This is a genomic window from Streptomyces sp. NPDC048734, assembly GCF_043198675.1.
Taxonomy (GTDB): domain Bacteria; phylum Actinomycetota; class Actinomycetes; order Streptomycetales; family Streptomycetaceae; genus Streptomyces.
This window is the reverse complement of record NZ_JBICUZ010000007.1, coordinates 315400-340426: the sequence shown is the minus strand read 5'-3', so window position 1 is coordinate 340426 and position 25027 is coordinate 315400. Positions and strand designations below refer to the sequence as shown.

Below are 25027 nucleotides of genomic sequence, written 5' to 3'. Positions count from 1 at the left end.
CACCGGCCCTGTGGGGCGGGCTGCCGGCCTTCTGAGGCACCGGCCCTGTGGGGCGGGAGACAGCCCGCGGCCGGACGACTCGTGGTGCTGCAGGGTGAGCGGTCGGACGTCCGGTGGCTGCCCGGCGGGGCGCCCCGGCCGGTCGTCACGACGGCCGCGCTGCGCCGCCTGAAGGGGCGCAGCCTGAAGGGGCGCCGGCTGGCCGCGGTCCTCGCGCACGAGCAGGGGCACGCCCGGGCTCGTGCGCGACTGGCTGCCGCGCTGCCCGGCCGCGCCGGCCTCCGGTTTCCCGCAAGGTGCCGGTGTTCTCCGCGTTCCGTGCCGAGACGCACCGGCTGGTGGAGCCGGCCGCCGACGACACGGCCTCCCGCCGCTTCGACAGGCTGACGACCGCGCTCGCACTGGTGGAGCTGGACGAGGACCGAGGCGTGTCCGGCCACGCCCTGGGCCCGCAGGCCCACGTCCCGCAGCGGGTGCACCGGCTGCCGGCGGCCCCGGGCCGGCTCACCGCGGCCCGCCGACCGCGACTGACGGCCGCGGCCTCGCTGGTCCCGGCGCTTGCGGCACTTCCGGTGCTTCCGGCGCTTGCGGTGCTTCCGGCGCTTGCGGTGCTTCCGGCGCTGGTGACGCTGGTGCCGGCGCTGCGGGCACCCGGCTGAGGCAGCCCGGCCGACGGGTGGCTGGCTTGGCACCCCGCAGTTCGGCAAGGATCACTTCATGCACCGCCACTTCGTCGACTCCCCGCCCGCCCCGTCGCCGTACCGCACCGCCGTCCGTACGGCGATCGCCCTGGGCCTTTGCTCGCTCGCGCTGCTGATCCTGGTGGCCGCCCAGTGGCATCCCCTGATCTCCGCCGACGGAGACATCTCGCGCACGACCCACCGCTGGGCACTCGCCGATCCCGACGTCACCCACGCCGGCCGCATCCTGACGGACTGGGTCTGGGACCCGCTGACGATGCGACTGCTGTGCGCGGCGGTGGCCGTGTGGCTGGTGTGGCGCCGCTCGGCGTGGTGGACGGCGGTGTGGCTGATCACGGTGTCGGCCGTCGGCACCGCTCTCCAGCAGGGCCTCAAGGCCGCGGTCGACCGTGAACGCCCGGTCTGGACCGACCCCGTCGACTCTGCCCACTACGCGGCCTACCCCTCCGGCCACGCCCTCACGGCCACCGTGGTCCTGGGTCTCCTCCTGTGGCTCCTGCACCGCCACGGCGCGGGCCCCGTCCTGTGGCGTACGGCGGTGGCGGTGGCCGTCGTCTCGGTGGCGGGCGTCGGACTGACCCGCGTCTGGCTGGGGGTCCACTGGCCCACGGACGTGCTCGGCGGCTGGCTCATGGGCGCGACGCTGGTGTGCCTGGCGATCGCGGCGCACGTGAGGTGGCGGCCATGACCCGCCGGACGGTCATGACCCGCCGGACGACGGCGGCCCCCGTACGGTGACGGCCGTGCGCGCGCCCCGTGGTCAGCGAGGGCTCGTTCGTGCGCGTGTTCGTCCGAGTGTTCCCCGACGCGGATCCTTCCGAGGCGCACCACCCGGAACTGCCGCTTTTCCAGGATCAGCTCCATGACTTCCACCGTGCTGTTCGACTTCTCCGGCACCCTCTTTCGCATCGAGTCCGCCGAGTCGTGGCTGCGGGCGGTGCTCGACGCGGCAGGTGCCGAGCTGCCCGAGGGCGAACTGCTGGAAACGGCCCGGGCACTGGAGGCGGCCGGTGCGCTGCCCGGCGGGGCCTTTCCGGTGCGGATGCCCGAGGAACTGGCGGACCTGTGGCAGGTACGCGACAAGAGTGCGGAGCTGCACCGGGCCGCCTACACCGGACTCTCCCGTCAGGTGCCGCTGCCCGACCCGGCCCTGCACGACGCGCTGTACGACCGGCACATGCGCCCGGCCGCCTGGGCGCCGTACCCGGATGCCCCGCACGTGCTGCGCACCCTGCGCGAGCGCGGGGTGCGGGTGGGTGTGGTGAGCAACATCGGGTGGGACCTGCGGCCGGTGTTCCGCGAGCACGGCCTCGACACCTACGTCGACGCCTATGCGCTGTCGTACGAGCACGGGGTGCAGAAGCCGGACGCGCGACTGTTCTCGACGGCGTGCGAGGCGCTCGGCGCCGATCCGCGCGCCACGCTGATGGTCGGCGACAGCCGGCCGGCCGACGGCGGGGCGGCGGTGCTCGGCTGCTCGGTGTACTTCGTGGACCACCTGCCGGCCGCCGAACGGCCGGACGGCCTGCGGCCGGTACTGGACCTGGTGGGCTGAAACACCCGCCGATCGCCGTACCGCACACCGGCTGTCGCATACCGGCTGTCGCCCACCGCCCACCGCCCACCGGCTACCGGTGCGTGGCGGATCAGCCCCGGCAGCCCTCCACCCGCGACGAGGACCGCACCCGCGCCTCGTCCGGGTTCTCGCCGAACCCGGCCTCGGCACGCCGCCGGCGCAGCAGGTCCCAGCACTGGTCGAGGGCACGTTCCAGTTCGCCGATCCGCTGGTGTTCGGGGGCGTCGTCGATGCGGCCGGCCGCCAGGTCCTCCCGGAGCCGGAGGAACGCGGAGCGGAGTGAAGGAAGGCGTGGAGGAGGAGCCGAGGGACGAGACTCCCGAAAAGATGCCTCAGGAAACCATCGGGTGAGAAGTACGCCCACTCTGGACGATCCCCCGCGTCGCCCAGAGCAGGCGGTTCCCGGCACGCCTCCACAACGGAGCCGACCGGGCTGCGTTGAGTATAGTTGGCTGGCAGCCAGTCAACGCAGGAGTTACAGGATGTCCCCGCGCAGCGCCTCGGTCAATGAAGAATTGCGTCGGCGTTCCCGGGAACGACTCCTCCAGGCGGCCGTCGAGCTGGTCAGCGAGCGCGGGTACGAGGCGACGACGCTCGCAGACATCGCGGACCGGGCGGGATCGGCCCGCGGTCTGGTGTCGTACTACTTCCCGGGCAAGCGCCAGTTGGTGCAGTCGGCCGTGCACCGGCTGATGCACCGCACACTGGAGGAAGCGCTGGAGCGCGAGCCGCGCGTCGAGGACGGCCGGGAGCGGATGGCGAGGGCCGTCGACGCGATCCTGGGACTGGCCCGGGACCGGACGGTGCTGATGCGCCAGCACATGGCGGGACTGCTCCAGGCGGAGGGGTTCCTGCAGTGCCCCGAGCAACGGCGGCTGGCCGAACTGCTGCGGGACACGGTGGTCCGGCACGGCTCGCCGGACGTCGACACCGATTACCCGATGCTGCGCTCCCTGCTCATGGGCGCCGTCTACGCGATGGTGCTGCCGAACGTGGGCATGCCCCTGACGCCGCTGCGGGCCGAACTGTTCACGCGGTACCGGCTGGACTGGGCCCAGGGGGTCCCGCCGGACGCCGAGGCGCCCGGCGGGACGTGTGACACCGATTTCTCACGCTTCTTCGCGACGGGCCGGCCGGCCGCGTCCGGTCCGGGGCCCGCGGATCGGACGGGACCCGCGGATCCGACGGGACCCGCGGGCGGGCCGAGAGGCGTCGATCAGTCGAAGTAGTCCGGCTGCGTCTGGACGTTCAGCTCACGCAGTCGCACGTGCTTCGCCGGGTCCGTGCGCCGGTCGTTGATCTTCAGCACGTCGAAGCCCTTGGCGATGTCGTTCGAGTAGATGTAGCCGTTGTAGTAGTACGCCGACCAGGGGCCGGCGGTGGTCAGCCGCTCGGTGTTGACCGGGCCGCGCTCGAAGTAGGCGATCTCCTTCGGGTGGGCGGAGTCGGTGAAGTCCCAGACGGAGACGCCGCCCTGGTACCAGGCCTGGACCATGATGTCCTTGCCCTTGACCGGGATCAGCGAGCCGTTGTGCGCGACGCAGACCTCGGTGGGGGCCTGGGGACGGTCGATCTTGAAGTAGCTGCGGAAGACGAGCTTGCGCTTGTCACCCTTGCCGACGATGTCGTAGACGCCGTCGGCGCCCTTGTCCGGACCGATCTCCGCGGTGCAGGTGGCCGCGCCGCCGCCGCCCAGCTCGTCGGTGAAGACGACCTTGTCGGCCTTCTGGTTGAAGGTCGCCGAGTGCCAGAACGCGAAGTTCACGTTGTCCTGGACCTGGTCGATGATCCTCGGGTTCTCCGGGTCCTTGATCGAGAACAGGATGCCGTCGCCCATGCAGGCGCCCGCCGCCAGGTCCTTCTCCGGGAACACGGTGATGTCGTGGCATCCGGTCGTCTTGGAGACACCGGGGTTGGTGGGCCCGCCCGGGTTGCCGCCGCCGTCCGGCCCCTCACCCGGGAACAGCACCGGGAAGTTCACGATCGCGGCCTTCTCCGGCGCCTTGCGCGGCACCTTGATGACCGAGATGCCGTCGTGCGGGGGCTGGCAGTCGGGATAGGCCGCGTTGGGCGAGTACGACGAGACGTAGACGTAGACGTTCTTGCGCTCGGGCACCAGCGTGTGGGTGTGCGACCCGCAGGCGGTCTCGACGGCGGCGACGTACTTCGGGTTCGCCTTGTCGCTGATGTCGAAGACCTTCATGCCCTCCCACGAGGACTTCTCGGTCGCGGGCTGCGTGGTGCTGTTGCAACTGCTGTCGCTGCGCGAGGAGTCGGTGGACAGGAACAGCAGGTCGCCGGAGACGGAGATGTCGTTCTGCGAGCCGGGGCACAGCACCTGGGAGACCGTCTTCGGGGCCTTCGGGTTGCTGATGTCGAAGACGCGGAAGCCGTCGTAGTTGCCGGAGAAGGCGTACTTGCCCTGGAAGGCCAGGTCCGTGTTGGTGCCGGGCAGCAGGTCCTTGGGGATGTTGGCGAGATGCTCGATGTTGGCGGAGTGGACGATCTCGTCCTGGCCGGGTATCTCGCCGTCGGCGATCGCCTCGGCCACGTCGGCCTGTGCCTTCTGGGACACCTCGCGCTCCACGGCCGGGCCGTCCCCCGGGTCGGGGGTCGCGGCGGCCGGCACTGCAGAGAGCAGCGTGGCCAGGAGCCCGGCACAGGCTGCGACAACTCCCAGGCGTCTGTGCCGCGTTCGGGATTCTTTCAACAGGATCACTGCGTCCTCCCTGGTCGCCGTTCACGGGGAACGGTTCACGGTCCTCCGAAGTATCGTCTTCATCATGCACAGATCAATAGTCGGCAACGCACTTGTCATGAATGTTTTCGATCAGTGAGGCGCAGACTCGTACCAGGACGGTCCAGGATCGTCCGCCCACCCATGGCCGGTTCTGAACTCGCCAGCACCTGGAGGTCGTTGTGCCCGTCCGCCGTGCGCCCCTTGCCGTCGCCGCACTGTTCGCCCTGGCCCTGACGGGCTGCGACGCCGGGTCGGACTCCGAGTCGGGCGCGGCCGCCGGGCCTTCGGTGATCGTGCCGGGGAAGCCGGGAGAGGCCAACCGGACACTCTCCGCCCAGGACGCGGCAGCGCAACGCGTCGACGACGACACCCCCAACAGCGCGGACATCGACTTCGCCCGGATGATGATCGAGCACCACCGCCAGGCACTGGAGATGACCGGACTCGCCCCGGAACAGGGCGAGTCGGCGAAGGTCAAGGCGCTCGCCTCCCGGATCACCGCCGCGCAGGGCCCGGAGATCGAGGCCATGGAGAGCTGGCTGGCGACCTACGACAAGGGCGGCAGCGGCGGCGCGGGCGGCGGACACGAGCACGCCGCGATGCCCGGAATGGCGACCGAGGCGCAGTTGAGGAAGCTGCGGGCGGCGAGCGGCAAGGCCTTCGACCAGCTCTTCCTGACCTTGATGATCACTCACCACGAGGGGGCCATCACCATGGCCGCGGACGTCAAGGCACAGGGCAACAACATACGAATCGAGGAGATGGCCGACGACGTCGTCGCGGAGCAGACGACGGAGATCACGCGGATGCGCGCGATGCTCTGACGCCTGCCCCCTCGGGAACTCCGGCCGCACGGCGGGCCGGGCGGGCCGAGGCCGCATGGGGCGGGCCGAGGCGGTACGGGGCAGTACGGGGCGGACCAAGGCGGTATGAGGCGGTACGGGGCGCCCCACCGGGGCGGGACGGCGTGCAGCGGTTCGCGCCGGGCTTCCTGAGCCGGATCGCGGTGCTGATCGGCGTCGTGGTGGGTCTCGCGGTCGCCGTCCCGTTCGGTTTCACCGACTTCGGCGGGGTCACCGACGCCGACTGGGTCGGCGTCAGCACGCCGTTCCACTTCGGGGCTCCCGCCTTCGAGGCGTCGGCGATCGTCTCCATGCTGGTCGTGGCGCTGGTGTCCATGACGGAGACGACGGGGGACCTCATCGCGGTCGGCGAGCCGACCGGCCGCAGGGTCGACCCGCGCTCCCTCTCCGACGGCCTGCGCGCCGACGGCCTGTCGACCGTGCCGGGCGGTGTGTTCAACACCTTCCCCTACACCGCGTACGCGCAGAACGTGGGGCTGGTGGGCATGACCCGGGTGCGCAGCCGCTGGGTCGTGGCCACCGCCGGCGGCATCCTCGTCCTGCTCGGCCTGCTGCCCAAGCTGGGCGCGGTGGTGGCGGCGGTTCCGGCGCCGGTTCTCGGCGGTGCGGGCCTCGTGATGTTCGGGACCGTCGCGGCGAGCGGGCTGCGGACGCTGGCCGAGGTCGACTACGAGGGCAACCACAACCTGACCGTGGTGGCCGTGTCGGTGGCGGTGGGTGTGCTGCCGGTGGGCGTGCCGACGGTCTACGAGAAGTTCCCCGACTGGTTCCAGACGGTGGAACAGCGGTGTCAGCGCGGGCTGCGTGACCGCGATCGTCCTGAACCTGCTGTTCAACCACCTTCCCCGAGGCGGTTGTTCACCGCGCGCGAAGACGCCGGGCCTCGCGGCCGGCGGCGTCGAGGACGGCGTCGAGAAGCCCCGGGAAGAGGTCGTCCAGGTCGTCCTTGCGCAGGCCGTTCATCTTGGCCGTGCCCCGGTAGGCCTGCCGCAGGACGCCGGCTTCGCGCAGCACCCGGAAGTGGTGCGTGGTGGTCGACTTGGTGACCGGCAGGTCGAAGTGGGAACAGGAGAGCTCGTCGCCGTCGGCGGCGAGCTCCCGCACGATCCGCAGGCGCATCTGATCGGAGAGCGCGTGCAGCACGGCCTCCAGCCGGATCTCCTCGCGCGCCGGATGCGGAAGATCGCGGCTGCTCGCTGCGGGGGCGGTCACGGCGGCTCCACTTCGTCGGGAATCCCCATGGTACGAGATCCATCGTAGTTTGACACTCGACGTACTACGATGCCTATCGTACGAGTCGACCACCGGCCCCGCGACGAATGGAGTCCGCCGTGAGCGCGCTCTTCCAGCCCTACTCCCTGCGCGACGTGACGATCCCCAACCGGGTGTGGATGCCGCCCATGTGCCAGTACTCGGCCGCACCCGAGGGCCCGCTGACCGGCGTCGCCACCGACTGGCACTTCGCGCACTACGCGGCCCGCGCGACGGGGGGTACCGGCCTGATCATCGTCGAGGCCACCGCCGTCTCCCCGGAGGGCCGCATCTCGCCGTACGACCTCGGCATCTGGAACGACACCCAGGTCGAGGCGTTCCGCCGGATCACCCGCTTCCTCGTCGGGCAGGGCACCGTCCCCGCGGTCCAGCTCGCCCACGCCGGCCGCAAGGCCTCCACCGACCGGCCCTGGAAGGGCGGGGCACCCGTGGGACCGGAGGCGCACGGATGGCAGCCGGTGGGCCCGAGCCCGGTCCCCTTCGCCGAGAACCACCCGGTGCCGGGCGAGCTGACCGTTCCTCAGATCTCGCGGGTCGTGGGCGAGTTCCAGGACGCGGCGCGGCGCGCTCTCGCCGCCGGCTTCGAGATCGCCGAGATCCACGGCGCCCACGGCTACCTGATCGGCAACTTCCTCTCCCCGCACTCCAACCACCGCACCGACGAGTACGGCGGCTCCTACGAGAACCGCACCCGGTTCGCGCTGGAGGTCGTCGACGCCGTACGGGCCGTGTGGCCCGACGACAAGCCGTTGTTCTTCCGCGTCTCCGCGACCGACTGGCTGGAGGAGGACGGCTGGACCCCCGACGAGACGGTCCGCTTCGCCCGTGAGCTGCACGCGCACGGCGTGGACCTGCTCGACGTGTCCACCGGCGGCAACGCCTCGGGCGTGCGCATCCCGGTCGGTCCGGGCTACCAGGTCCCGTTCGCCGCGCGGGTGAAGGCCGAGACGCCGATGCCGGTCGCCGCGGTCGGCCTGATCACCGACGCCGGGCAGGCCGAGAAGATCCTGGTCAACGGCGAGGCCGACGCCGTGCTGCTCGGCCGCGAGCTGCTGCGCAACCCCTCCTGGGCACGGCAGGCGGCCCGCGAGAGGGGCGCCGAGGTGCGGGTGCCCGACCAGTACCACCGGTCGGTGTGAGCCCCGGGCCCGGTCGGTCGAGCACCGTGGCGCTCGCGGCACCCGGCGCCACGGCGGTGAGGACGCGGCCCCGTCCCCCGTCGGCGAACAGCCTCACCACGCCGTCGTCCGTCCTACGCGCCCCTCCGTCCCGCCGGGGCGGGGAACGGTCGCGGTGACGTGGCGTCGCCGCGACCGTTCCCCCGCTCCCGGACTTCCGCGCCGCCCCCGGCGAGCGGCATCAACCCAGCGCGCACTGCGTCCCGTTCAACGTGAAGGAGGAGGGCGCCCGGTTGTCGCCCGTGTGGCTCGCCTGGTAGCCGAGGGTGACGCTCGCGTTCGGCGCGAGCGTGCCGTTGTACGACGCGTTCGTGGCCGTCACCGCCCCGGAGGCCGGGGTGTAAGTGGCGCCCCAGCCGTGGGTGACGGCCTGTCCGGCGGGCAGGGTGAAGCCGAGCCGCCAGCCGTTCACCGTCGGGGTGCCGGTGTTGGTGAGCGTCACCGAAGCGGTCAGACCGGTGTTCCACGCGCTGGTGGACACGGTCACCCTGCAGGAGCCCGTGGGCTGGGGATCCGGTCCGGGTCCGTCGCCGGCGTCCAGGCCGAAGAAGGTGAGCACCCGGGCCGCCATGCCCCACGCGTAGAGGTTGTGGCCGACGCCCTGGAGACTGATGGCCTCCACCGGGGCCCGGTCACCGGTGCCGCCGTAGCGGGTGCGGGTCCAGCCGGTCTGCGGCGAGTCGGTGACGGACGGGGTCTGGCCGATCCCCCGCACCTCGGTCCACTGCTCGATCTCCTCGCCGAAGTTGGGGTAGCGCAGCACGTCGTCCTCGGTGCCGTGCCACAGCTGCATGCGCGGCCGGGGCCCGGTGTAGCCGGGATGGGCGCCTCGCACCAGGTCGCCCCACTGCCGCGGGGTGCGGACGACGGTGCCGCCGGAGCAGGCGCTGTTCCATTCGGAGCCGTCGGTGGTGGCGAAGCAGCCGAACGGGACGCCGGCGAACGCGGCACCCGCCGCGAACACGTCGGGATAGTCGCCGAGCAGGACGTTGGTCATCATCGCCCCGGAGGAGATGCCGGTGGCGAACACGCGCGAGGCGTCGGCGGAGTAGGCGGCGCTCACCCAGTCGATCATCGACTTGATCCCGACGGGGTCGCTGCCTCCGTCGCGGCGGAGTGCCTGCGGCGAGGAGACGTCGAAGCACTTGCTGCTCCGGGTGACGGACGGGTAGACGATCACGAAGCCGTACCGGTCGGCGAGTTGGGCGTACTCGGTGCCCGAGTGCATGGCCGGGCCGGAGCCCCCGCACCAGTGCACGGCGACGAGGACGGCGGGGTGGGCGGCGACACCGGCCGGCGCGTACACGTACATCCGGAGGTCGCTGGGGTTGGCGCCGAAGCCGGTGACCTCGGTGAGGGTGGCGGGTGGGACCGCCGCCGGCGCGGAGGGCGGACGGGCGGAGGCGGTAGGGGCGGCGAGCAGGACGCCGGTGAGCAGGAGCAGCACCGCGAGTACCGAACGCAGCGCTCTCCTGAGGAAGTCGGGGGTGATCACGCCGGTCCCTTCTGTTGACGGCTCGTCATGCACGGAAGGAGGTTTCAGCGGGCGGAGTTCGTCCGGACCTCGCATAGTGGCATGCACATGCTCTCCATGGAAGCGCTCCCACGGCCCCGTTCCCAGGGCCTCACCGGTCGGCCGTCACGACCGGGTGACTTCCGCCGTCTTCTGCGTGAGGCGTTGACTAGAAAGCGCTTGCCCTCTACCTTCCGTTCAGAAGTGTGGACGAGCCGCTCGCCGTGACCCGCGAGGCTCCACGCCTCTCAAACAGTGTGTTCAATACCGAGAACGTGGTTCACACACAGGAATCGACCGTCGTTCCGGCGACGTCCGGCGCGACACCGGAGAACTTCGACCATCCCCCACCTGGAAGAAGGCATCGGGACATGACTTCCCCAGCACCCACACGCCCCCGCGGGCGCGCCCTGACGGGCTCACTGGCCGCCGTCGGCCTCGCGGTTGGCATGATCATGACTAGCGGGGCGCTCACTCCGGCGAGCGCGGCCACCTGGCCCACCGCGAACGGCAGCCAGGGCGTCTCCGCCACCATCTCGGTCTCCGGCACCAAGGACTACGGGATGAAGCGCCTGTACGGCACGGGCGACCTGGGCAGCGGCAGCCAGGACGAGGACCAGGGACCCATCCTGGAGCTGGCCGCCGGCACAGTCCTCAAGAACGTCATCATCGGCGCGCCCGCCGCCGACGGCATCCACTGCAAGGGCAGTTGCACGCTCCAGAACGTCTGGTGGGAGGACGTCGGCGAGGACGCGGCGACCTTCCGCGGCTCGTCGTCGTCCAACGTCTACAACGTCGTCGGCGGCGGGGCGAAGGAAGCCAGCGACAAGGTCTTCCAGTTCAACGGCGCCGGGACCCTGAACGTCTCCAACTTCGCCGTCAAGAACTTCGGCACCTTCATCCGCTCGTGCGGCAACTGCTCCACGCAGTACAAGCGGACGATCAACCTCAACACCGTCGAGGTCACCTACCAGGGCAGCAGGCTCGTCGGCATCAACACCAACTACGGCGACAGCGCGACCCTGCGGGGCATCACGATCGTCGGGGACACCAGCAAGAAGATCGTCCCCTGCCAGAAGTACATCGGCAACAACACCGGCAAAGAGCCGACGACGAACGGCTCGGGCCCCGACGGCACGTACTGCAAGTACGCCGCCTCGGACATCACCTACAAGTAGGCCGAGCACCCCGCAGACCGGGCGTTCCCCCCACGGGCGGCCGGAGGAGGCGACCCGCACGCGCCCCCTCCGGCCGTCACGCGTGTTCACGCGCGCGAGCCGTCACCTCCCGCCGGAACCCGGCGCAGGCGGCGCGCGGTGCGGCGCCGGGCCGGTGCACCGGCAGCAGCCCGGGGGCAGGACGGGGTCGGCGAGGTCACGCAGGCGGGAGCCCGTCGGCCCATGGAGCGCATGGCCTCACCCTCCAGGTGCCCCCCTGTCCGGTACGCGCCGCCCGCGGTCGCCGACGCCTTCTGCGCGACCCGGCTCGGCGGCGGCCGGGGGCACTGCTTCGGCACCCTGCCCGACGGTGCCGACCTGGACGGGATTCCGGAGCGGTCACCGTCGCCCGCCGACGGCTGACGAGGGCCCAGGAGCACGGAAGTTACACGAAGCAGCTGCGGTTAGAGGCCGTCACGAAAATGATCGACACTCCCCTTCGCTTGAGTTGGAACTTATGACGAACAAGAAAGCACGTAACTCAGCGGACCGCATGGAGGTCGTCGTGAACGCCGAAGAACTCGTCGAGGTCGTCCTGCCCGGCAAGGTGGAGCCCGAGGAGCTGCACCTGCGGCACGGCGTCGTGCCCCCCGCCCGAACAGCGCACTCCGCCCAGTCCGTCCCCGCCCGGACAACGCCCCAGGGCGGGTGCCGCGGGCACGGCGTGGACGAGGCCGCCCTGATCCGGTACAAGTCCGGCATCATGATCGACGCGCCGATGAGCACCGTGTGGAAGCTGCAGACCGACGTGGAGCGCTGGCCGTCCTGGCAGCCCCCCGTCACCAGCTCGGAGCGCCTGGACACCGGCCCGCTGCGCCGGGGTTCGCGGTTCCACTGGACGACGCCGGCGCCCGCCACCCCGACGGCCCCCGCCACCACCCTCGACATCACGTCCACGGTCCAGGAGATCCGGCGGGGGCACTGCGTGCTGTGGCGCGGCCCGGCGGTCGGCGAGGGGCTGCGCATCGACGAGGGGGTCCACCTGTGGACCTTCACGAAGGTCGGGGACGGCGTCCGCGTCCACACCGAGGAGACCTGGACCGGCTCCCAGGCCGAGGCGGACCTTCCCACCGCCACCGCCGCTCTCGGCCGGGGTCTGGAGACATGGCTGCGCGACCTCAAGGCCACGGCCGAGGCGCGCTCCTGACGCCGGACGGCCCCGCTCAGCCCGCGGGCCGCCCCCGCACCGCGTCGAACAGGGCCCACTCCACGGCCCAGCGCTCGATCCGGCGGCGCTCCAGCCGGCCACGCAGGTACCCGCCGCCGGCGCACGGCAGGACCCCCACGGTCACGCCCGCCAGGCCGCCGACGAGCCAGCCCCGCACCCGGGCCTGGGCGGCGGTGGCGGGCTCCGTGACCAGACGGCCCCGGCGGTCCGTCCACACCGTCACCGTGGTGCCGACGCCGCTGCCCGGAGCCACTCTGACCTGACCGGTGCGGGCGGATCCGTCGGGCCCGGTCCAGCCGGCCTCGGCCCAGACCCGTTCGCCGGCGGGCGCGGTGGCCTTCCCGGGTGCCCGCTCGGTGAGCCGTCCCGCGACCGGGCGCCACTCGGCGCGCTCCCGGGCCAGACCCTGCTCGACGGACCGGGCGGCCGTCCAGCCGGCCAGCACGCCGCACACGACGGTCAGCACCCAGGCGCCGAGCACGACCCAGGCCTCCACCGTGTCGGAGCGCCGCTTGAGCGGATTGCGCCGCCAGCGCCACAGCCACACCCTCGGACCACGGAACGCCATCGAAGGTTTCCTCCTCATGAGCGCATGAACATCCCGGCCGCCCTCCCATACGCGGCCGGCGGTCCGGATGCTCAGGACGAGTCCTCCGTCCCGACGGTGCCACGGACGCGGTGGGCGCGCCGGCCTCCCGCCGAAGGTGGCCGACACCTTGCGGTCCCGGACCGTCGCCGCCGCGGTGACCTGCGGCGACGACCACTTCAGGGGTGACTGTCAGTGGTTGGGTGCAGACTGGCCGGTAGTTGGGACAAGGACGTCACAGCACAGCGGAGGTGACCGGCATGGCCGAGGTACTGCTCGCCGTGGGCACGCGCAAGGGCCTGTTCATCGGACGGAGGCGCGGGGACACCTGGGAGTTCGACGGATCCCCCTGCTTCAACGCACAGGCGATCTACTCGGTCGCGATCGACACACGGGGCGGCCGCACACGGCTCCTCGCCGGCGGGGACAGCTCCCACTGGGGCCCGTCGGTGTTCCACTCCGACGACCTCGGCCGGACCTGGACCGAACCGGCGAAGCCGGCCGTCAGGTTCCCCCAGGACACCGGGGCTTCGCTGGAGCGGGTGTGGCAGCTGCACCCGGCCGTCGGCGAGCCGGACGTGGTGTACGCGGGCACGGAACCGGCCGCGCTGTACCGCTCCGAGGACCGCGGGGAGAGTTTCGAGCTGGTCCGCCCGCTGTGGGAGCACCCGACGCGCTCCCGGTGGGTGCCCGGCGGCGGCGGTGAGGGCCTGCACACGGTGCTCACCGACCGGCGGGACCCGCGGGCGGTGACGGTGGCCGTGTCCACGGCCGGCGTGTTCCGCACCACCGACGGCGGCGCGAGCTGGACGCCTTCCAACTCCGGGGTCTCCGCGGTGTTCCTGCCGGATCCGAACCCGGAGTTCGGCCAGTGCGTGCACAAGGTCGCGCGGGACGCGGCCGATCCGGACCGGCTGTACCTGCAGAACCACTGGGGGGTGTACCGCAGCGACGACGCGGGCGCCCACTGGACGGACATCGGCGCCGGTCTGCCGTCCACCTTCGGCTTCGCCGCCGCCGCGCACCCCCACCGCGCGGACACCGCGTACGTCTTCCCGATCAACGCCGACGCGGACCGGGTGCCCGCCGACCACCGCTGCCGGGTCTACCGCACGACGGACGCGGGCAAGAGCTGGGAGCCGCTGTCGGCCGGTCTGCCGCAGGAGGACCACTACGGCACCGTGCTGCGCGACGCGCTCTGCACGGACGACGCGGACCCGGCGGGCGTGTACTTCGGCAACCGCAACGGCGAGGTGTTCGCCTCGGCCGACGACGGCGACAGCTGGCGGCAGTTGGCCTCGCACCTGCCGGACGTGCTCTGTGTGAGGGCCGCGGTGGTCGGATGAGTCCGACGGGTGGAACCTGGGGTCCTGGCCGCAGGTTGATCACCGACGCCCGTACGGCAGTAGGGTGACGCCCGTGGCACCACGACCCTTGCATGAGATCGTCGAACCGGGCTGGGCGAAGGCCCTCGAACCCGTGGCCGGACGGATCGCCGGGATGGGCGACTTCCTGCGCGCGGAGATCGCCGCCGGACGCACCTACCTCCCCGCCGGGCCCAACGTACTGCGGGCCTTCCAGCAGCCCTTCGACGAGGTCCGCGTCCTGATCGTCGGGCAGGACCCGTACCCGACGCCGGGCCACGCGGTGGGCCTGTCCTTCTCGGTGGCACCCGAGGTACGGCCGCTGCCCGGCAGCCTCGTCAACATCTACCGGGAACTGAACAGCGACCTGGGGCTGCCCCAGCCGTCCAGCGGCGACCTGACACCGTGGACGCGACAGGGGGTCCTGCTGCTCAACAGGGCGCTCACCACGGCCCCGCGCAAACCCGCGGCGCACCGGGGCAAGGGCTGGGAGGAGGTCACCGAGCAGGCGATACGGGCGCTCGCCGCCCGCGGCAAGCCGCTGGTGTCCGTCCTGTGGGGCCGCGACGCGCGCAATCTGCGTCCGCTCCTCGGCGACCTGCCCTCGGTGGAGTCGGCGCACCCCTCGCCCATGTCGGCGGACCGGGGCTTCTTCGGCTCCCGGCCGTTCAGCCGGGCCAACGACCTGCTGGTCCGGCAGGGGGGTCAACCCGTGGACTGGCGCCTGCCGTGACCTCCCGCGCAGTTCCGGAACCCTCCCCCGCCGTCCTGGCCGTGGACTCGGGCGGCTCCGGACTGCGGGTGGCCCTCGCCACGGCCGATGGCGGCGCGCCCGCCGTACGGTCGTCACGGAGCCCCGTGCGCACCGGCGCGCGGGGCATCGACCCCGAGCACCTGATGGCACAACTGGTTCCCATGGTGCGGTCGTTGGCGGCGGAGACCGGGGTGTCCCGGCCGGACACGGCGGTGGTCGGCGCCGCCGGTCTCGCCACCCTCGGCGGCGCGCTGCGGGCGGAACTGCCGGGCGCGCTGGCACGGGAGTTCGGGGTCGGCACCACCGCCCTGGCCGCCGACGCCGTCACCGCCTACGCCGGCGCCCTCGGCACGGATCCGGGCGCCGTGGTGGCCGCCGGGACCGGACTGATCGCGATCGGCACGGACCTGACGTCCTGGCGGCGGGCCGACGGCTGGGGCCATCTGCTGGGCGACTGCGGCGGCGGCGCGTGGATCGGGCGGGCCGGCCTGGAGGCCGCCCTGCGCGCCCACGACGGCCGGTCCGGCGGTTCCGCCGCGCTCCTGGCCGGTGCCGAGGAGCAGTTCGGACCGATGCCGGGTCTGCCCGGTCTGCTCTACCCGCGCCCCGACCGCGCCGCCGTCCTCGCCTCCTTCGCACCCCGCGTGGCCGCCTGCGCGCCGGCCGACCCGGTCGCCGCGGACATCCTGCGCGCGGCGGCCCGGCACATGGCCGACTCGGCCGCCGCGGTCTGCCCGCCGGACGCCGGACCCCACCCCCGCGTCGCCGTCACCGGCGGCCTCGTGAGACTGGGCGACCCCCTCCTCGTACCACTGGCGGAGGAACTGGCGCGGCGGCTGCCGTACGCCCGGCGGGTGGCGGCCGCCGGTGATCCGCTGGACGGCGCCGTCCGCATCGCCCTCGCTCTCACGGCCGGCACGCTCGGCCTGCCGGTCGACGGGACGATGCTCTGCGTGGCTCCGCGGGGGGAACGGCGCGCCATGACGGAAAAGGGGGATTGAACCCTTCACGGGCAAGTCGCCCGGAACACACGCCGATCACTTCTGATCCGTACGTAACTCATCAGACAAAACCGGACGGATACCGCTCACCTGCACCCTCCCCGAACAGGGGAGCCCAGGAAGCCAGTAACATGCGGCGCCATGAGCTCCCCCACTGGGCCCGCGTCCGGCCTCCCTGTACGAATGCCGCGCCCCCGCCAGCCCGGGCGGCACCGCCGACCCGAGCCCCTGGCGGCTCCCGAGGGCGCGCCCGCGCTCGTTCTCGCGGTGCCGGGTACGCCGAGCGCCGCCACCCGCGGCCTCGCCGAGGAAGTCGTGAGCATCGCCCGCTCCGAGCTTCCCGGCCTCGACGCGCGCATCGGGTACCTCGACGGGGACGACGCCGAGTTCCCCAGCCTCCCGTCCGTCCTGGCGCACGCCGCCGACGAGCGCACCGCCCGCTACGAGCAGGCCCTCGCCGCCGGGGTGGACGCCAAGGAGCCCGACGGCCCGGTCGCCGTCGTCGTACCGCTGCTGGCCGGGCCGGACAGCGCGCTGCTGCGCCAGGTCCGCCAGGCCGTCATGGAGAGCCGCGTCGCGGCCGACCTGACCGACGCGCTCGGCCCGCACCCGCTGCTCGCCGAGGCGCTGCACGTGCGGCTGTCGGAGGCCGGTCTGGCCCGCGCCGACCGCGCCCGCCTGTTCACCGTCGCCACGGCCGCGGACGGCATCATCCTCGCCACCGTGGGCGGCGAGGAGGCCGTACAGGCCGCCGGCATCACCGGCATGCTGCTCGCGGCGCGCCTCGCCGTGCCGGTGATGGCCGCGGCCCTCGACCAGGAGGGTTCCATCGCCTCCGTGGCCGAGCAGCTGCGCGGCTCCGGCTCCCAGCAGCTGGCCCTGGCGCCGTACCTCATCGGTCCGGAGATCGACTCCACCCTGCTGGAGGAGGCCGCAAGGGAGGCGGAGTGCGCGTCCGCCGACGCGCTCGGCCCGTACCCGGCCATCGGCAAGCTCGCCCTGGCCAAGTACACGACGGCGCTGGGGATCGCGCCGCAGCAGCCGCAGGGCGCGCCTGCCCGCCAGTCGTAAGCGACGCGGGCGCGAGCCCGCACGACCTGCACGGACGCCGAAAGGGCCCGCTCCCGACCGGGGAGCGGGCCCTTCGTCGTGCCTGCGGGCCGGGGTGCGGAGCCCGGCGGGTGGGCCCCGCCGGGCTCCTGGCGGGTTCGGGGACCAGTGCTGCGACCGGGGAGGTCCACCGCCGCGCGCCGCCCGGCCCGGCACTCCCCCCAGCCTTCGGCCGGGGGCACCCCCACGCCGCGTTGTCGGGGTCGCCCCGACACAACCAGTATCGGGGCGACCCTCCGCCTTGCGATCGCACGCACCAGACGCCGCCGGGCCTGCCCTTCGGGCAGACGACGCCACTTTCGAAACACGCCCTAGCCGAAGACCACGCAGGACGCCGCCGGCACCGGGACCGAGCCGCCGCGCCGGGGCAGTCCGGTCGCCGGGTCGAGGGCGAACCAGGTCACGTCGCCGGAGCGCTCGTTGGCGACGTACAGGAAGCCGGCGGACTCGGTGAGCGCCCGCGGCCAGCGGCCCGCGCAGGGCACGGTGCCGATGAGGCGCAGCGCCTCTCCGCCGCCCTCGACGGCGAACACCGACAGCACGTCCTCGCCCCGGGTGGTCGTCCACACGAACCGTCCGTCGGGCGAGACGACGATGCCGGACGGGTAGGCGTCCCCGGCAGGCGCGCCCGGCAGCACGGGCACCTCCGCCAGCGGCTTCAGCGAGCCGTCCGGGTCGTCCCAGCGGCAGACGGTCACGGTCGGGGTGAGTTCGTTGACGACGTACGCGTGGCCACCGTCCGGATGGAAGACCAGGTGACGGGGGCCGGAGCCGGGGCGCAGGGCGAACTCCCGGTGCAGGACCGGCCTGCCGTCGCGCAGGTCGCACACCCGCACCGAGTCCGTCCCGAGGTCCACGCTGACCAGCCGACGTCCGCTCGGGTCCGCCTGGACCTGATGGGCGTGCGGCCCTTGCTGACGCGGGGTGTGGGGGCCTGAGCCGCTGTGGTGGAGCACGCCGGAGGGCGCCGGGGCGAGGGTGCCGTCGGGTCGGACCGGCACGGCGGTGACACTGCCGGATCCGTAGTCGGCGGTCACGACATGGCCGTCGAACACGGTGAGGTGGGTGGGGCCGCCGCCGACCGGCACGGGTGGTCCGGCCTGCTCCGGGACGTCCCCCGCCAGGCTGTACGCGGCCACCGCGCCCTCGGCGGTCTCACTGACCGCGTAGAGCGTGCCGCCGCTCGGCGACAGGGTCAGGTACGAGGGATCGGGAACGCCGTTCACGCTGCTCAGGACGGTCAGCGCGCCGTTGCCCGGGTCCACGGCCGCCGCCACGATCCCGGGCCCTCCGGCCGCCGTGAACGACCCGATGAACGCCCGCCGGGGCCGCCTGCCGACGTCTGCCACCGCTGTCCCCTCTCGTGCCGCCGCTGTCCGGGGTGACGGTAGCAGCCGGTCACGCGCGGTCTAGACCAAGACGGGGCGGGTGACGCGGCAGGCGCCGCGGGGTTTCGCCGGGCGGCGCGAGCCGTGGCGGAGGACGGAACGCCGACCTGCCGGGCGTGGCGGGTGCGGCGGGCGCTCAGGCTCCCACCAGTGGTGAGCCGGACGGGGCGCGCAGGGGGTGTGCCAGTTCGGCCAGGGCTCGTTCCAGGCCGTGCAGGTGGGCCAGGGCGGGGCCGGCCGCCGAGGGGTGCTCGGCGGGGACGAGGTGTTCCGTGCCACCGTCGGTCAGGGCCTCCACCGCGGCCTGGACGCGCCAGCAGGCGGCGGCGAGGCGGGCGTCGTGGGAGGCCTCCGGGTCGGCGGCGACGGCGACGAGCCCGCGGATCTCGCGCGCGCAGTCGTCGAGCAGGTCGAGGACGCGGCGGGCGCGTGCCTTGCGGCCGAGCATGGGGTTCAGCGGGTGGGTGAGCGGGGCGACGGAGAGCCGGACCCGGCCGAGGAGCTGTTCCAGTTCGGCGACGCGCGCGCCGGGGTCGGCGAGGGGATCGCCGGCGAGGCGGGCGGCGGCTTCGGCGGTACCGGTGTGGACGCAGCGCAGCGCGCGCTGGATCCAGGCGTCGGTGACGGCGTGGGTGGTGACGGGGAGCACGAACAGCACCGCCAGCCCCGCGCCGAGCGCGCCCACACCGGTCTCGGCGAGGCGGACCGCCAGCAGGCCGGGGGTAAGCACGCCGAGGAGCCCGTAGAGCAGCTCGGCGAGCAGGGTCACCCAGAGCATCATCCAGGTGTAGGAGACGGCGGCCGTGTAGAAGATGCCGAAGACGCAGACGGCGACGAGGGCGGCCGTGGGCGCGCCGGCGCCGTGCACGGGGACGGCGACGAGGAGGCCGAGGCCGATGCCGATCACCGTGCCGAGCACCCGGCGGAAGCCGCGTACCAGGGTCTCGCCGCGGGAGGTGGTGTTGACGAAGATCCACCACGTGGCGCCGACGGCCCAGTACCAGCGCTCCCCCGACACCGACTGGCCCACGAGGAGCGCGAAGCCCGCGCCGGCCGTCGCCTGGACGGCCTGCCGGGTGGTGACCCGGGCGAGGCCGTGCCCGCCCGGCGGGGCGGGCACGGCGGCCGGGGGCAGACGGCGCTCGTAGCACCACAGGCCGAAGCGCACGGCCGCCGCGCCGAGGACGGAGAGGACGACGGCCGCGGCCAGCTCGGGGAGCCGTCCCCCGGTCGCGTGCAGGAACTGGGCGACGAAGAACATCATGAACGCGAACACGCCCAGGCTGTGGCCGCGCGGCCCCCACCGGCGGGCGTACACGCCCGCGCCGGTGACGGCGAGGAAGGTCAGGTCGCGGGCCAGGGGCTGGTCGTGCAGGAGGGCCGCGGCGGCCAGGACGGGCAGGCCGACGGCGGGCAGCAGCGCGGTGGTGACCGCCTGGCCGCGCACGGTGGTGTCGGTGACGGTGAACAGGGCGAGCAGCGCGGCGAGCCCTCCGGTGACGGCACCGACCAGGGAGAGCCCCGCCAGGCCGCAGACCACGACGGCCAGCCCGATGCCGAGGACGGCCCGCGCGGCGAACCGCAGCCGTACCCGCCCCGGATCCGGAGCCGTGAACACCCTCTTCAGCACTTCTCGCCCCCAACGGTCACCCGTGAACACCGGCATGAAAAAGGCGCCGCGGGATCCGCAGCGCCATCGACGGCACCATGACAGCACCCGTGCCGCCGCTGGCTCAAGTGGCTGGAAACCGACTGGTCCATTGGCCCACCGACTGCCCTTCAGGGAGGACCATGGAAGGGCCAACGGACCAGGAACGGCCGGTCTGCCTGCAATGCACCCACCTGGGCCATTGGTACAGTCGTCCGCGATCACCGATGAACACGAGGAGTCCGGGCACCATGGCCGTCGACCAGCTCGACACCCGCATCCTGCGCCTGCTGCTCGAGCAGCCCCGCACCAGTGTGCGGGAGTACGCGCGCGTGCTCGGCGTGGCCCGCGGCACGCTCCAGGCCCGCCTCGACCGGCTGGAGCGCGAGGGCGTGATCACCGGCTCGGGCCCGTCGCTCTCGCCCGCCGCACTGGGCCACCCCGTGCTCGCGTTCGTGCACATCGAGGTCACCCAGGGCCACCTCGACGACGTCGGCGACGCGCTGGCCGCCGTGCCGGAGATCGTGGAAGTGTTCTCGATCACCGGCGGCGGTGATCTCCTCACCCGGGTCGTGGCCCGCGACAACGCCCACCTGGAGGACGTGATCCAGAAGCTGATCAGCCTGCCCGGCGTGGTCCGCACCCGCACCGAGGTGGCGCTGCGCGAGCGGGTGCCGTACCGCCTGCTGCCGCTGGTGGAGTCGATCGGCCGCACGGTCGGCGGCTGACGGCGGCGACTCCTCGCCGATCCCGTCCGCACCGGTTGACGCCTTCCGTCACCCCCTCTACCGTCTGGTCGATCATCCGCACGCTGTCCGTGATATCGAACACTGTGGACCCTGGAGGAGCAGCACATGGCACCGCCCCTCACCAGACGGACCCTTCTGCAGAGCGCGGTCCTCGCCGCCACTGTCCCCGGCATCGGGGGCGCGGCGGCCTCGGCGGCGGCCGGGGCCGCGGCACCGCCGCCCCCGGCCGCCCGGACGCTCCGGCCTTTCCCGCTCGACACCGTCCGGCTCGGCGCCGGTGTCTTCGCCGCCAAGCGGCAACTGATGCTCGACCACGCCCGCGGCTACGACGTGAACCGGCTACTCCAGGTGTTCCGCGCCAACGCCGGCCTGTCCACCCTGGGCGCGGTCGCCCCCGGCGGCTGGGAGGGACTCGACGGCGAGGCAGGCGGCAATCTGCGCGGCCACTACACCGGGCACTTCCTCACCATGCTGTCCCAGGCCTACGCGAGCACCGGCGAGCAGGTGTTCGCGGACCGGATCGGCACGATGGTCGGCGCGCTGACGGAGGTGCGCGAGGCCCTGCGGCACGACCCGGCCGTCCTGAGCGTGGACGGACGGTTCGGACGGGCCGCGGAGCACGTGCGCGGGTCCTACCGGTACGTCGACCTGCCCGCCGGAGTCCTCGGCGACGCCGCCGAGATCACCCTGGCCGCCTGGGTGAGGCCCACCCACGACGGCGACTGGGCCCGCGTCCTGGACTTCGGCGACGACACGACCCGCTACCTCTACCTGGCCGTGCGCAACGCCGCCGGTGTGCCCCGGTTCGCCGTGACCACCGGCGGGCCCGGCGCCGAGCAGGCCCTCGACGGGACCGCCGCGCTGCCCCTGGACCGTTGGAGCCACCTCGCGGTCACCATCGGCGGTGGTACCGGAACCCTCTACGTCGACGGCACGGCCGTCGCCCGGAACACGGCGATGTCCCTGACCCCGGCGGCTCTCGGCGCCCTCGCCCACCACTGGCTGGGCCGCTCCCACTACGCCTCCGACCCGCTCTTCGCGGGCGCGTTCGGCGGGTTCGACGCGTGGTCGCGCGTGCTGACCGCCGAGGAGATCGCCGGGCTGCGGAGCACCCGCGTCCCCGGCGACCTCGTCTCCTACGCCTTCGACGAGACGTCCGGCTCCTCCTTCGCGGACTCCTCCGGGCGCGGCCTGACCGCCACTCTGCGCCGCACCTGGGGCGGCCCCAGCCATCCGGGGTTCCTCGCGGCGTACCCGGAGACGCAGTTCGTCGAGCTGGAGTCGATGACCCGCAGCGACTACAGGCGCGTGTGGGCGCCCTACTACACCGCCCACAAGATCCTGCGGGGCCTGCTGGACGCGCACCTCGCCACCGGTGACGCCCGCGCCCTGGACCTGGCGGCCGGGATGGCCGACTGGATGCACTCCCGACTGTCGAGGCTGCCCGGAGCCACCCTGCAGCGCATGTGGGGCCTGTTCTCCAGCGGCGAGTTCGGCGGCATCGCCGAAGCCGTCTGCGATCTGCACGCCCTCACGGGAAAGACCGAACACCTCGCGCTGGCCCGGCTGTTCGACCTCGACCGGCTCATCGACGCGTGCGCCGCGAACACCGACGTCCTCGACGGCCTGCACGCCAACCAGCACATACCGATCTTCACCGGGTACGTCCGGCTGTACGACGCGACGGGCGAGGAACGCTACCTCACCGCCGCGAAGAACTTCTGGGACATGGTCGTACCGCACCGCACGTACGGCATCGGCGGCACCAGCACGGGCGAGTTCTGGCGGGCACGGGACGTCATCGCCGGCACGATCGGCGCCACCACGGCCGAGACGTGCTGCGCGTACAACCTGCTCAAGCTCAGCCGGACGCTGTTCTTCCACGAGCAGGACCCGAAGTACATGGAGTACTACGAGCGGGCCCTGCTCAACCAGGTCCTCGGTTCCCGGCAGGACCGGGCGGACGCGGAGAAGCCGCTGGTCACGTACTTCATCGGGCTCACGCCAGGTCATGTGCGCGACTACACGCCGAAGCAGGGCACCACCTGCTGCGAGGGCACCGGCATGGAGAGCGCCACGAAGTACCAGGACTCGGTGTACTTCGGAGCCGCCGACGGCAGCGCGCTGTACGTCAACCTCTACAGCGCGTCCACGCTGACCTGGGCCGAGAAGGGCGTCACCGTCACCCAGAGCACCGACTTCCCGCGCGAACAGGGCACCACGCTCACCGTCCGGGGCCGTACGGCGTCCTTCGCGCTGCGGCTGCGGGTGCCGGCGTGGGCGACCGCCGGGTTCCGGGTGACGGTCAACGGCCGTGCGGCGAGCGGCACTCCGACGCCCGGAACCTACTTCACGGTGTCCCGGACCTGGCGCGACGGCGACACCGTGCGCGTGTCGGCCCCGTTCCGGCTGCGGGTCGAGAAGGCCCTGGACGACCCGTCCCTGCAGACCCTGTTCCACGGTCCCGTGAACCTGGTCGCCCGCGACCCGTCGACGTCGTACCTGGAGTTCGGCCTCTACCGCAACGCGGCGCTCTCCGGCGACCTGTCGCCCTCGCTGACGCCCGTGAGCGGGAAGCCGCTGCACCACACGCTCGACGGCACCGAGTTCGCGCCCTTCTTCGAGGGCACCGAGGACCCGACGCACGCCTACGTGCGGCGGGTGGAGCCCCGGATCGTCTTCGGCGGCACCGACTCGGGGGTGGCCAACCCCGCGAAGGAGGACGGCACCACCCTGCTCGACGAGGTCTGGGCGGGGGCGCCGTTCAGCGGGAAGGGGGCGCTGGTGAGCCGGGTGCGGAGCGTGGTGGACGCCTGGGTCGCCGCAGGACTGCTCGGGCGGGCCGACGGGGAGCAGGTGGTGAGCACCGCGCGGAACGCGACCTTCGTGCCCTGACGCCCGGCGGCGCTACGAGCGGCGGCGGGGTCTACCGCCGGTGCCGCGCCGGCCGCCGCCGCCCTTGGCGCCACCGGCGCGGCCCCGGGCGGCCCCGCCCGAGCCGGCCTTGCGCGGGGCGCCGCCGGTCCTCGGCTTGGCACGCTCGGCCTTCGGCTCGGCCGACGGTTGCCGGTCCCGGCCACGGGTGCTGTTGACCGTGCGGCCGCGGACGATGCCGATGAAGTCCTCGACCAGATCGGTGGTGGCGTCCTCGGGCCAGGCGAGGGCGACGCCGGACTGCGGGGCGTCGACGAGGGTCCGGTAGGTGAGGTCGCGGCGGTGGTGCAGCCGGGCCAGCGACTGGGGCACGACCAGCACGCCGATGTTCGCCGCGACCAGCTCGATCGCGTCGGCCGTGGTCGCCGGGCGCTCGAAGGCGGGCTCCCCCGGGAGCCGCTCCCAGTCGAGGACGTCGTCCAGCGGATGGACGACCACCTCGTCGGCGAGGTCGTCGAGGGTCACCTCGTCGGCCGCCGTGATGACGTGGTCCTTGGGGACCACGACGACCGTGGTCTCGGTGTAGAGGGGGATCGCGCTGAACACCGTACGGTCCACCGGGAGCCGGACGAAGGCCGCGTCGGCGGCGCCCTCGCGCAGCATTCCGGGGGCCTCGGCGGACGTCGCCTGAAGGAGGACGAGGGGTACGTCGGGCAGGCGCTCCTGCCAGGTCCGCGCCCACTTGGCGGGGGTCACTCCGGGGACGTACGCGAGCCGGAACGAGGGGGAATCCGCCGAGTCGGTCATCCCGCCAGGTTACCGGCTGTGGTCGGCGGTCCGGTTCACGGCCGATACCCTGGACGGCATGACGTCGCACCAGAGCACCCAGACGATGAAGCCCGCGACCGCGGCGAAGAAGCTGGGTGTGTACCTCCCCGCCACCCCCGCCGAGTTCCAGGAGGGTGTCGTCACGCGCGCCGAGCTGAACGAGCTCCAGGCGAACCCGCCGGAGTGGCTGCGCGCCCTGCGGGAGAAGGGACCGCACCCCCGTCCGGTGGTCGCGGCCAAGCTCGGCGTGTCCATCGCCGGACTGGCGCGCGCCGGGATCACGGAGGCGCTGACCACCGAGCAGATCCAGGAGATCAAGGACGCCGGGCCCGAGTGGCTGGCGAAGGAGCGGGCCACCCAGGCCGAGGTCCGCAAGGAGACGGCGCGCCTGCGGCAGCGCGACGCCGAGAAGGCCGCCGGCGCGGAGTCCTGACCCGCCTCCCGTACGGCGTCAGAGCCTGACCCGCCTCCGGTACGGCGCCGGCAGCCCGCCCCGC

Annotated in this window: 23 protein-coding genes and 2 pseudogenes; 17 read left to right on the top strand and 8 right to left on the bottom strand. The window is 73.0% G+C overall.

The window, feature by feature from the left end; genetic code table 11:
- Positions 1 to 54: 54 nt before the first annotated feature.
- The 3 genes and pseudogenes from ACGFQC_RS21035 to ACGFQC_RS21025 form a co-directional block, all read left to right on the top strand.
- Positions 55 to 659, top strand: a pseudogene (locus tag ACGFQC_RS21035) (hypothetical protein); the annotation flags it as partial.
- A 58-nt stretch (positions 660 to 717) separates the two neighbouring features.
- Positions 718 to 1389: a phosphatase PAP2 family protein gene (locus tag ACGFQC_RS21030; RefSeq protein ID WP_363090251.1), complete on the top strand. Its 672-nt coding sequence runs from the start codon at positions 718 to 720 to the stop codon at positions 1387 to 1389.
- Between the two features lie 174 nt (positions 1390 to 1563).
- A complete protein-coding gene (locus ACGFQC_RS21025) occupies positions 1564 to 2256 on the top strand; it encodes an HAD-IA family hydrolase (RefSeq protein WP_363090252.1) in 693 nt (230 codons plus the stop codon).
- A 91-nt stretch (positions 2257 to 2347) separates the two neighbouring features.
- Here ACGFQC_RS21025 and ACGFQC_RS21020 read toward each other — a convergent pair whose 3' ends face one another.
- Entirely contained in the window at positions 2348 to 2641 is a 294-nt protein-coding gene (locus tag ACGFQC_RS21020) for a DUF2630 family protein (protein WP_363090253.1), read from the bottom strand.
- Positions 2642 to 2759: 118 nt separating this feature from the next.
- Here ACGFQC_RS21020 and ACGFQC_RS21015 point away from each other — a divergent pair, with 118 nt between their 5' ends.
- Entirely contained in the window at positions 2760 to 3506 is a 747-nt protein-coding gene (locus ACGFQC_RS21015; RefSeq protein ID WP_363090254.1) for a helix-turn-helix domain-containing protein, read from the top strand.
- On the opposite strand, the gene ACGFQC_RS21010 is transcribed toward ACGFQC_RS21015, so the two are convergent.
- Positions 3494 to 4996 carry a hypothetical protein gene (locus tag ACGFQC_RS21010; protein WP_363090255.1) on the bottom strand — a complete coding sequence of 501 codons (1503 nt, stop codon included), beginning with the start codon at positions 4994 to 4996 and terminating at the stop codon, positions 3494 to 3496. The two genes, ACGFQC_RS21015 and ACGFQC_RS21010, sit on opposite strands and share 13 nt — an antisense overlap.
- Before the next feature lie 200 nt (positions 4997 to 5196).
- Here ACGFQC_RS21010 and ACGFQC_RS21005 point away from each other — a divergent pair, with 200 nt between their 5' ends.
- Together ACGFQC_RS21005 and ACGFQC_RS21000 are read left to right on the top strand one after the other, a co-directional pair.
- A complete protein-coding gene (locus ACGFQC_RS21005; RefSeq protein ID WP_363090256.1) occupies positions 5197 to 5841 on the top strand; it encodes a DUF305 domain-containing protein in 645 nt (214 codons plus the stop codon).
- A 140-nt stretch (positions 5842 to 5981) separates the two neighbouring features.
- A pseudogene (locus ACGFQC_RS21000) lies at positions 5982 to 6816 on the top strand (solute carrier family 23 protein); the annotation flags it as partial.
- Here ACGFQC_RS21000 and ACGFQC_RS20995 read toward each other — a convergent pair.
- Positions 6739 to 7092 carry a helix-turn-helix domain-containing protein gene (locus ACGFQC_RS20995; protein ID WP_363090339.1) on the bottom strand — a complete coding sequence of 118 codons (354 nt, stop codon included), beginning with the start codon at positions 7090 to 7092 and terminating at the stop codon, positions 6739 to 6741. The pseudogene ACGFQC_RS21000 and the gene ACGFQC_RS20995 overlap by 78 nt on opposite strands.
- Before the next feature lie 119 nt (positions 7093 to 7211).
- Here ACGFQC_RS20995 and ACGFQC_RS20990 point away from each other — a divergent pair, with 119 nt between their 5' ends.
- A complete protein-coding gene (locus tag ACGFQC_RS20990; RefSeq protein ID WP_363090257.1) occupies positions 7212 to 8291 on the top strand; it encodes an NADH:flavin oxidoreductase/NADH oxidase in 1080 nt (359 codons plus the stop codon).
- A 220-nt stretch (positions 8292 to 8511) separates the two neighbouring features.
- On the opposite strand, the gene ACGFQC_RS20985 is transcribed toward ACGFQC_RS20990, so the two are convergent.
- On the bottom strand, positions 8512 to 9825 hold the full coding sequence (locus tag ACGFQC_RS20985) for a PHB depolymerase family esterase (protein ID WP_363090258.1): 1314 nt from the start codon (positions 9823 to 9825) through the stop codon (positions 8512 to 8514).
- A 389-nt stretch (positions 9826 to 10214) separates the two neighbouring features.
- Here ACGFQC_RS20985 and ACGFQC_RS20980 point away from each other — a divergent pair, with 389 nt between their 5' ends.
- From ACGFQC_RS20980 to ACGFQC_RS20970, 3 genes are all read left to right on the top strand, one after another.
- Positions 10215 to 11021, top strand: coding sequence for a pectate lyase (locus ACGFQC_RS20980; protein WP_363090259.1), 807 nt, complete (start codon positions 10215 to 10217; stop codon positions 11019 to 11021).
- 231 nt (positions 11022 to 11252) lie between these two features.
- Positions 11253 to 11423, top strand: a complete 171-nt coding sequence (locus ACGFQC_RS20975; protein WP_363090260.1) for a hypothetical protein — start codon at positions 11253 to 11255, stop codon at positions 11421 to 11423.
- Between the two features lie 199 nt (positions 11424 to 11622).
- On the top strand, positions 11623 to 12207 hold the full coding sequence (locus tag ACGFQC_RS20970; RefSeq protein WP_393288506.1) for an SRPBCC family protein: 585 nt from the start codon (positions 11623 to 11625) through the stop codon (positions 12205 to 12207).
- A gap of 16 nt (positions 12208 to 12223) precedes the next feature.
- On the opposite strand, the gene ACGFQC_RS20965 is transcribed toward ACGFQC_RS20970, so the two are convergent.
- The gene (locus ACGFQC_RS20965) at positions 12224 to 12796 is read right to left on the bottom strand and encodes a hypothetical protein (protein ID WP_363090261.1); all 573 of its coding nucleotides are present in this window, start codon (positions 12794 to 12796) and stop codon (positions 12224 to 12226) included.
- A gap of 278 nt (positions 12797 to 13074) precedes the next feature.
- Between ACGFQC_RS20965 and ACGFQC_RS20960 the strand changes: the two genes are divergently transcribed.
- The 4 genes from ACGFQC_RS20960 (at position 13075) to ACGFQC_RS20945 (ending at position 17004) form a co-directional block, all read left to right on the top strand.
- Positions 13075 to 14160, top strand: a complete 1086-nt coding sequence (locus ACGFQC_RS20960) for an exo-alpha-sialidase (RefSeq protein ID WP_363090262.1) — start codon at positions 13075 to 13077, stop codon at positions 14158 to 14160.
- A 73-nt stretch (positions 14161 to 14233) separates the two neighbouring features.
- Complete coding sequence (locus ACGFQC_RS20955) at positions 14234 to 14911, top strand: uracil-DNA glycosylase (protein ID WP_363090263.1); 678 nt, start codon at positions 14234 to 14236, stop codon at positions 14909 to 14911.
- Positions 14908 to 15933 carry a BadF/BadG/BcrA/BcrD ATPase family protein gene (locus ACGFQC_RS20950; RefSeq protein WP_363090264.1) on the top strand — a complete coding sequence of 342 codons (1026 nt, stop codon included), beginning with the start codon at positions 14908 to 14910 and terminating at the stop codon, positions 15931 to 15933. The genes ACGFQC_RS20955 and ACGFQC_RS20950 overlap by 4 nt, the downstream gene beginning before the upstream one ends.
- Positions 15934 to 16074: 141 nt before the next feature.
- Positions 16075 to 17004, top strand: coding sequence for a hypothetical protein (locus ACGFQC_RS20945; protein WP_363090265.1), 930 nt, complete (start codon positions 16075 to 16077; stop codon positions 17002 to 17004).
- Positions 17005 to 17354: 350 nt separating this feature from the next.
- Here ACGFQC_RS20945 and ACGFQC_RS20940 read toward each other — a convergent pair whose 3' ends face one another.
- Both ACGFQC_RS20940 and ACGFQC_RS20935 read right to left on the bottom strand, forming a co-directional pair.
- Entirely contained in the window at positions 17355 to 18392 is a 1038-nt protein-coding gene (locus tag ACGFQC_RS20940; protein WP_363090266.1) for a lactonase family protein, read from the bottom strand.
- A 175-nt stretch (positions 18393 to 18567) separates the two neighbouring features.
- Positions 18568 to 20061, bottom strand: coding sequence for an FUSC family protein (locus ACGFQC_RS20935; protein WP_363090267.1), 1494 nt, complete (start codon positions 20059 to 20061; stop codon positions 18568 to 18570).
- 269 nt (positions 20062 to 20330) lie between these two features.
- Here ACGFQC_RS20935 and ACGFQC_RS20930 point away from each other — a divergent pair, with 269 nt between their 5' ends.
- Both ACGFQC_RS20930 and ACGFQC_RS20925 read left to right on the top strand, forming a co-directional pair.
- A complete protein-coding gene (locus tag ACGFQC_RS20930) occupies positions 20331 to 20807 on the top strand; it encodes an Lrp/AsnC family transcriptional regulator (protein WP_363090268.1) in 477 nt (158 codons plus the stop codon).
- Between the two features lie 126 nt (positions 20808 to 20933).
- On the top strand, positions 20934 to 23723 hold the full coding sequence (locus tag ACGFQC_RS20925) for a beta-L-arabinofuranosidase domain-containing protein (RefSeq protein WP_363090269.1): 2790 nt from the start codon (positions 20934 to 20936) through the stop codon (positions 23721 to 23723).
- Between the two features lie 12 nt (positions 23724 to 23735).
- Here ACGFQC_RS20925 and ACGFQC_RS20920 read toward each other — a convergent pair whose 3' ends face one another.
- Positions 23736 to 24509 (bottom strand): LysR family substrate-binding domain-containing protein, encoded by a 774-nt coding sequence (locus tag ACGFQC_RS20920; RefSeq protein ID WP_363090270.1) that lies wholly within the window; start codon positions 24507 to 24509, stop codon positions 23736 to 23738.
- A 58-nt stretch (positions 24510 to 24567) separates the two neighbouring features.
- Here ACGFQC_RS20920 and ACGFQC_RS20915 point away from each other — a divergent pair, with 58 nt between their 5' ends.
- The gene (locus ACGFQC_RS20915) at positions 24568 to 24963 is read left to right on the top strand and encodes a DUF5997 family protein (RefSeq protein ID WP_363090271.1); all 396 of its coding nucleotides are present in this window, start codon (positions 24568 to 24570) and stop codon (positions 24961 to 24963) included.
- The last annotated feature ends 64 nt before the right edge of the window (positions 24964 to 25027 follow it).

Excerpts from the sequence above, each read along its gene's own strand:
- ACGFQC_RS20920 (WP_363090270.1), bottom strand. The coding sequence starts at position 24,509 with ATGACCGACTCGGCGGATTCCCCCTCGTTCCGGCTCGCGTACGTCCCC.
- ACGFQC_RS20965 (WP_363090261.1), bottom strand. The coding sequence starts at position 12,796 with ATGGCGTTCCGTGGTCCGAGGGTGTGGCTGTGGCGCTGGCGGCGCAAT.
- ACGFQC_RS20915 (WP_363090271.1), top strand. The coding sequence starts at position 24,568 with ATGACGTCGCACCAGAGCACCCAGACGATGAAGCCCGCGACCGCGGCG.
- ACGFQC_RS20980 (WP_363090259.1), top strand. The coding sequence starts at position 10,215 with ATGACTTCCCCAGCACCCACACGCCCCCGCGGGCGCGCCCTGACGGGC.
- ACGFQC_RS20975 (WP_363090260.1), top strand. The coding sequence starts at position 11,253 with ATGGCCTCACCCTCCAGGTGCCCCCCTGTCCGGTACGCGCCGCCCGCG.
- ACGFQC_RS21025 (WP_363090252.1), top strand. The coding sequence starts at position 1,564 with ATGACTTCCACCGTGCTGTTCGACTTCTCCGGCACCCTCTTTCGCATC.
- ACGFQC_RS20945 (WP_363090265.1), top strand. The coding sequence starts at position 16,075 with ATGAGCTCCCCCACTGGGCCCGCGTCCGGCCTCCCTGTACGAATGCCG.
- ACGFQC_RS21030 (WP_363090251.1), top strand. The coding sequence starts at position 718 with ATGCACCGCCACTTCGTCGACTCCCCGCCCGCCCCGTCGCCGTACCGC.
- ACGFQC_RS21015 (WP_363090254.1), top strand. The coding sequence starts at position 2,760 with ATGTCCCCGCGCAGCGCCTCGGTCAATGAAGAATTGCGTCGGCGTTCC.
- ACGFQC_RS20930 (WP_363090268.1), top strand. The coding sequence starts at position 20,331 with ATGGCCGTCGACCAGCTCGACACCCGCATCCTGCGCCTGCTGCTCGAG.
- ACGFQC_RS20925 (WP_363090269.1), top strand. The coding sequence starts at position 20,934 with ATGGCACCGCCCCTCACCAGACGGACCCTTCTGCAGAGCGCGGTCCTC.
- ACGFQC_RS20960 (WP_363090262.1), top strand. The coding sequence starts at position 13,075 with ATGGCCGAGGTACTGCTCGCCGTGGGCACGCGCAAGGGCCTGTTCATC.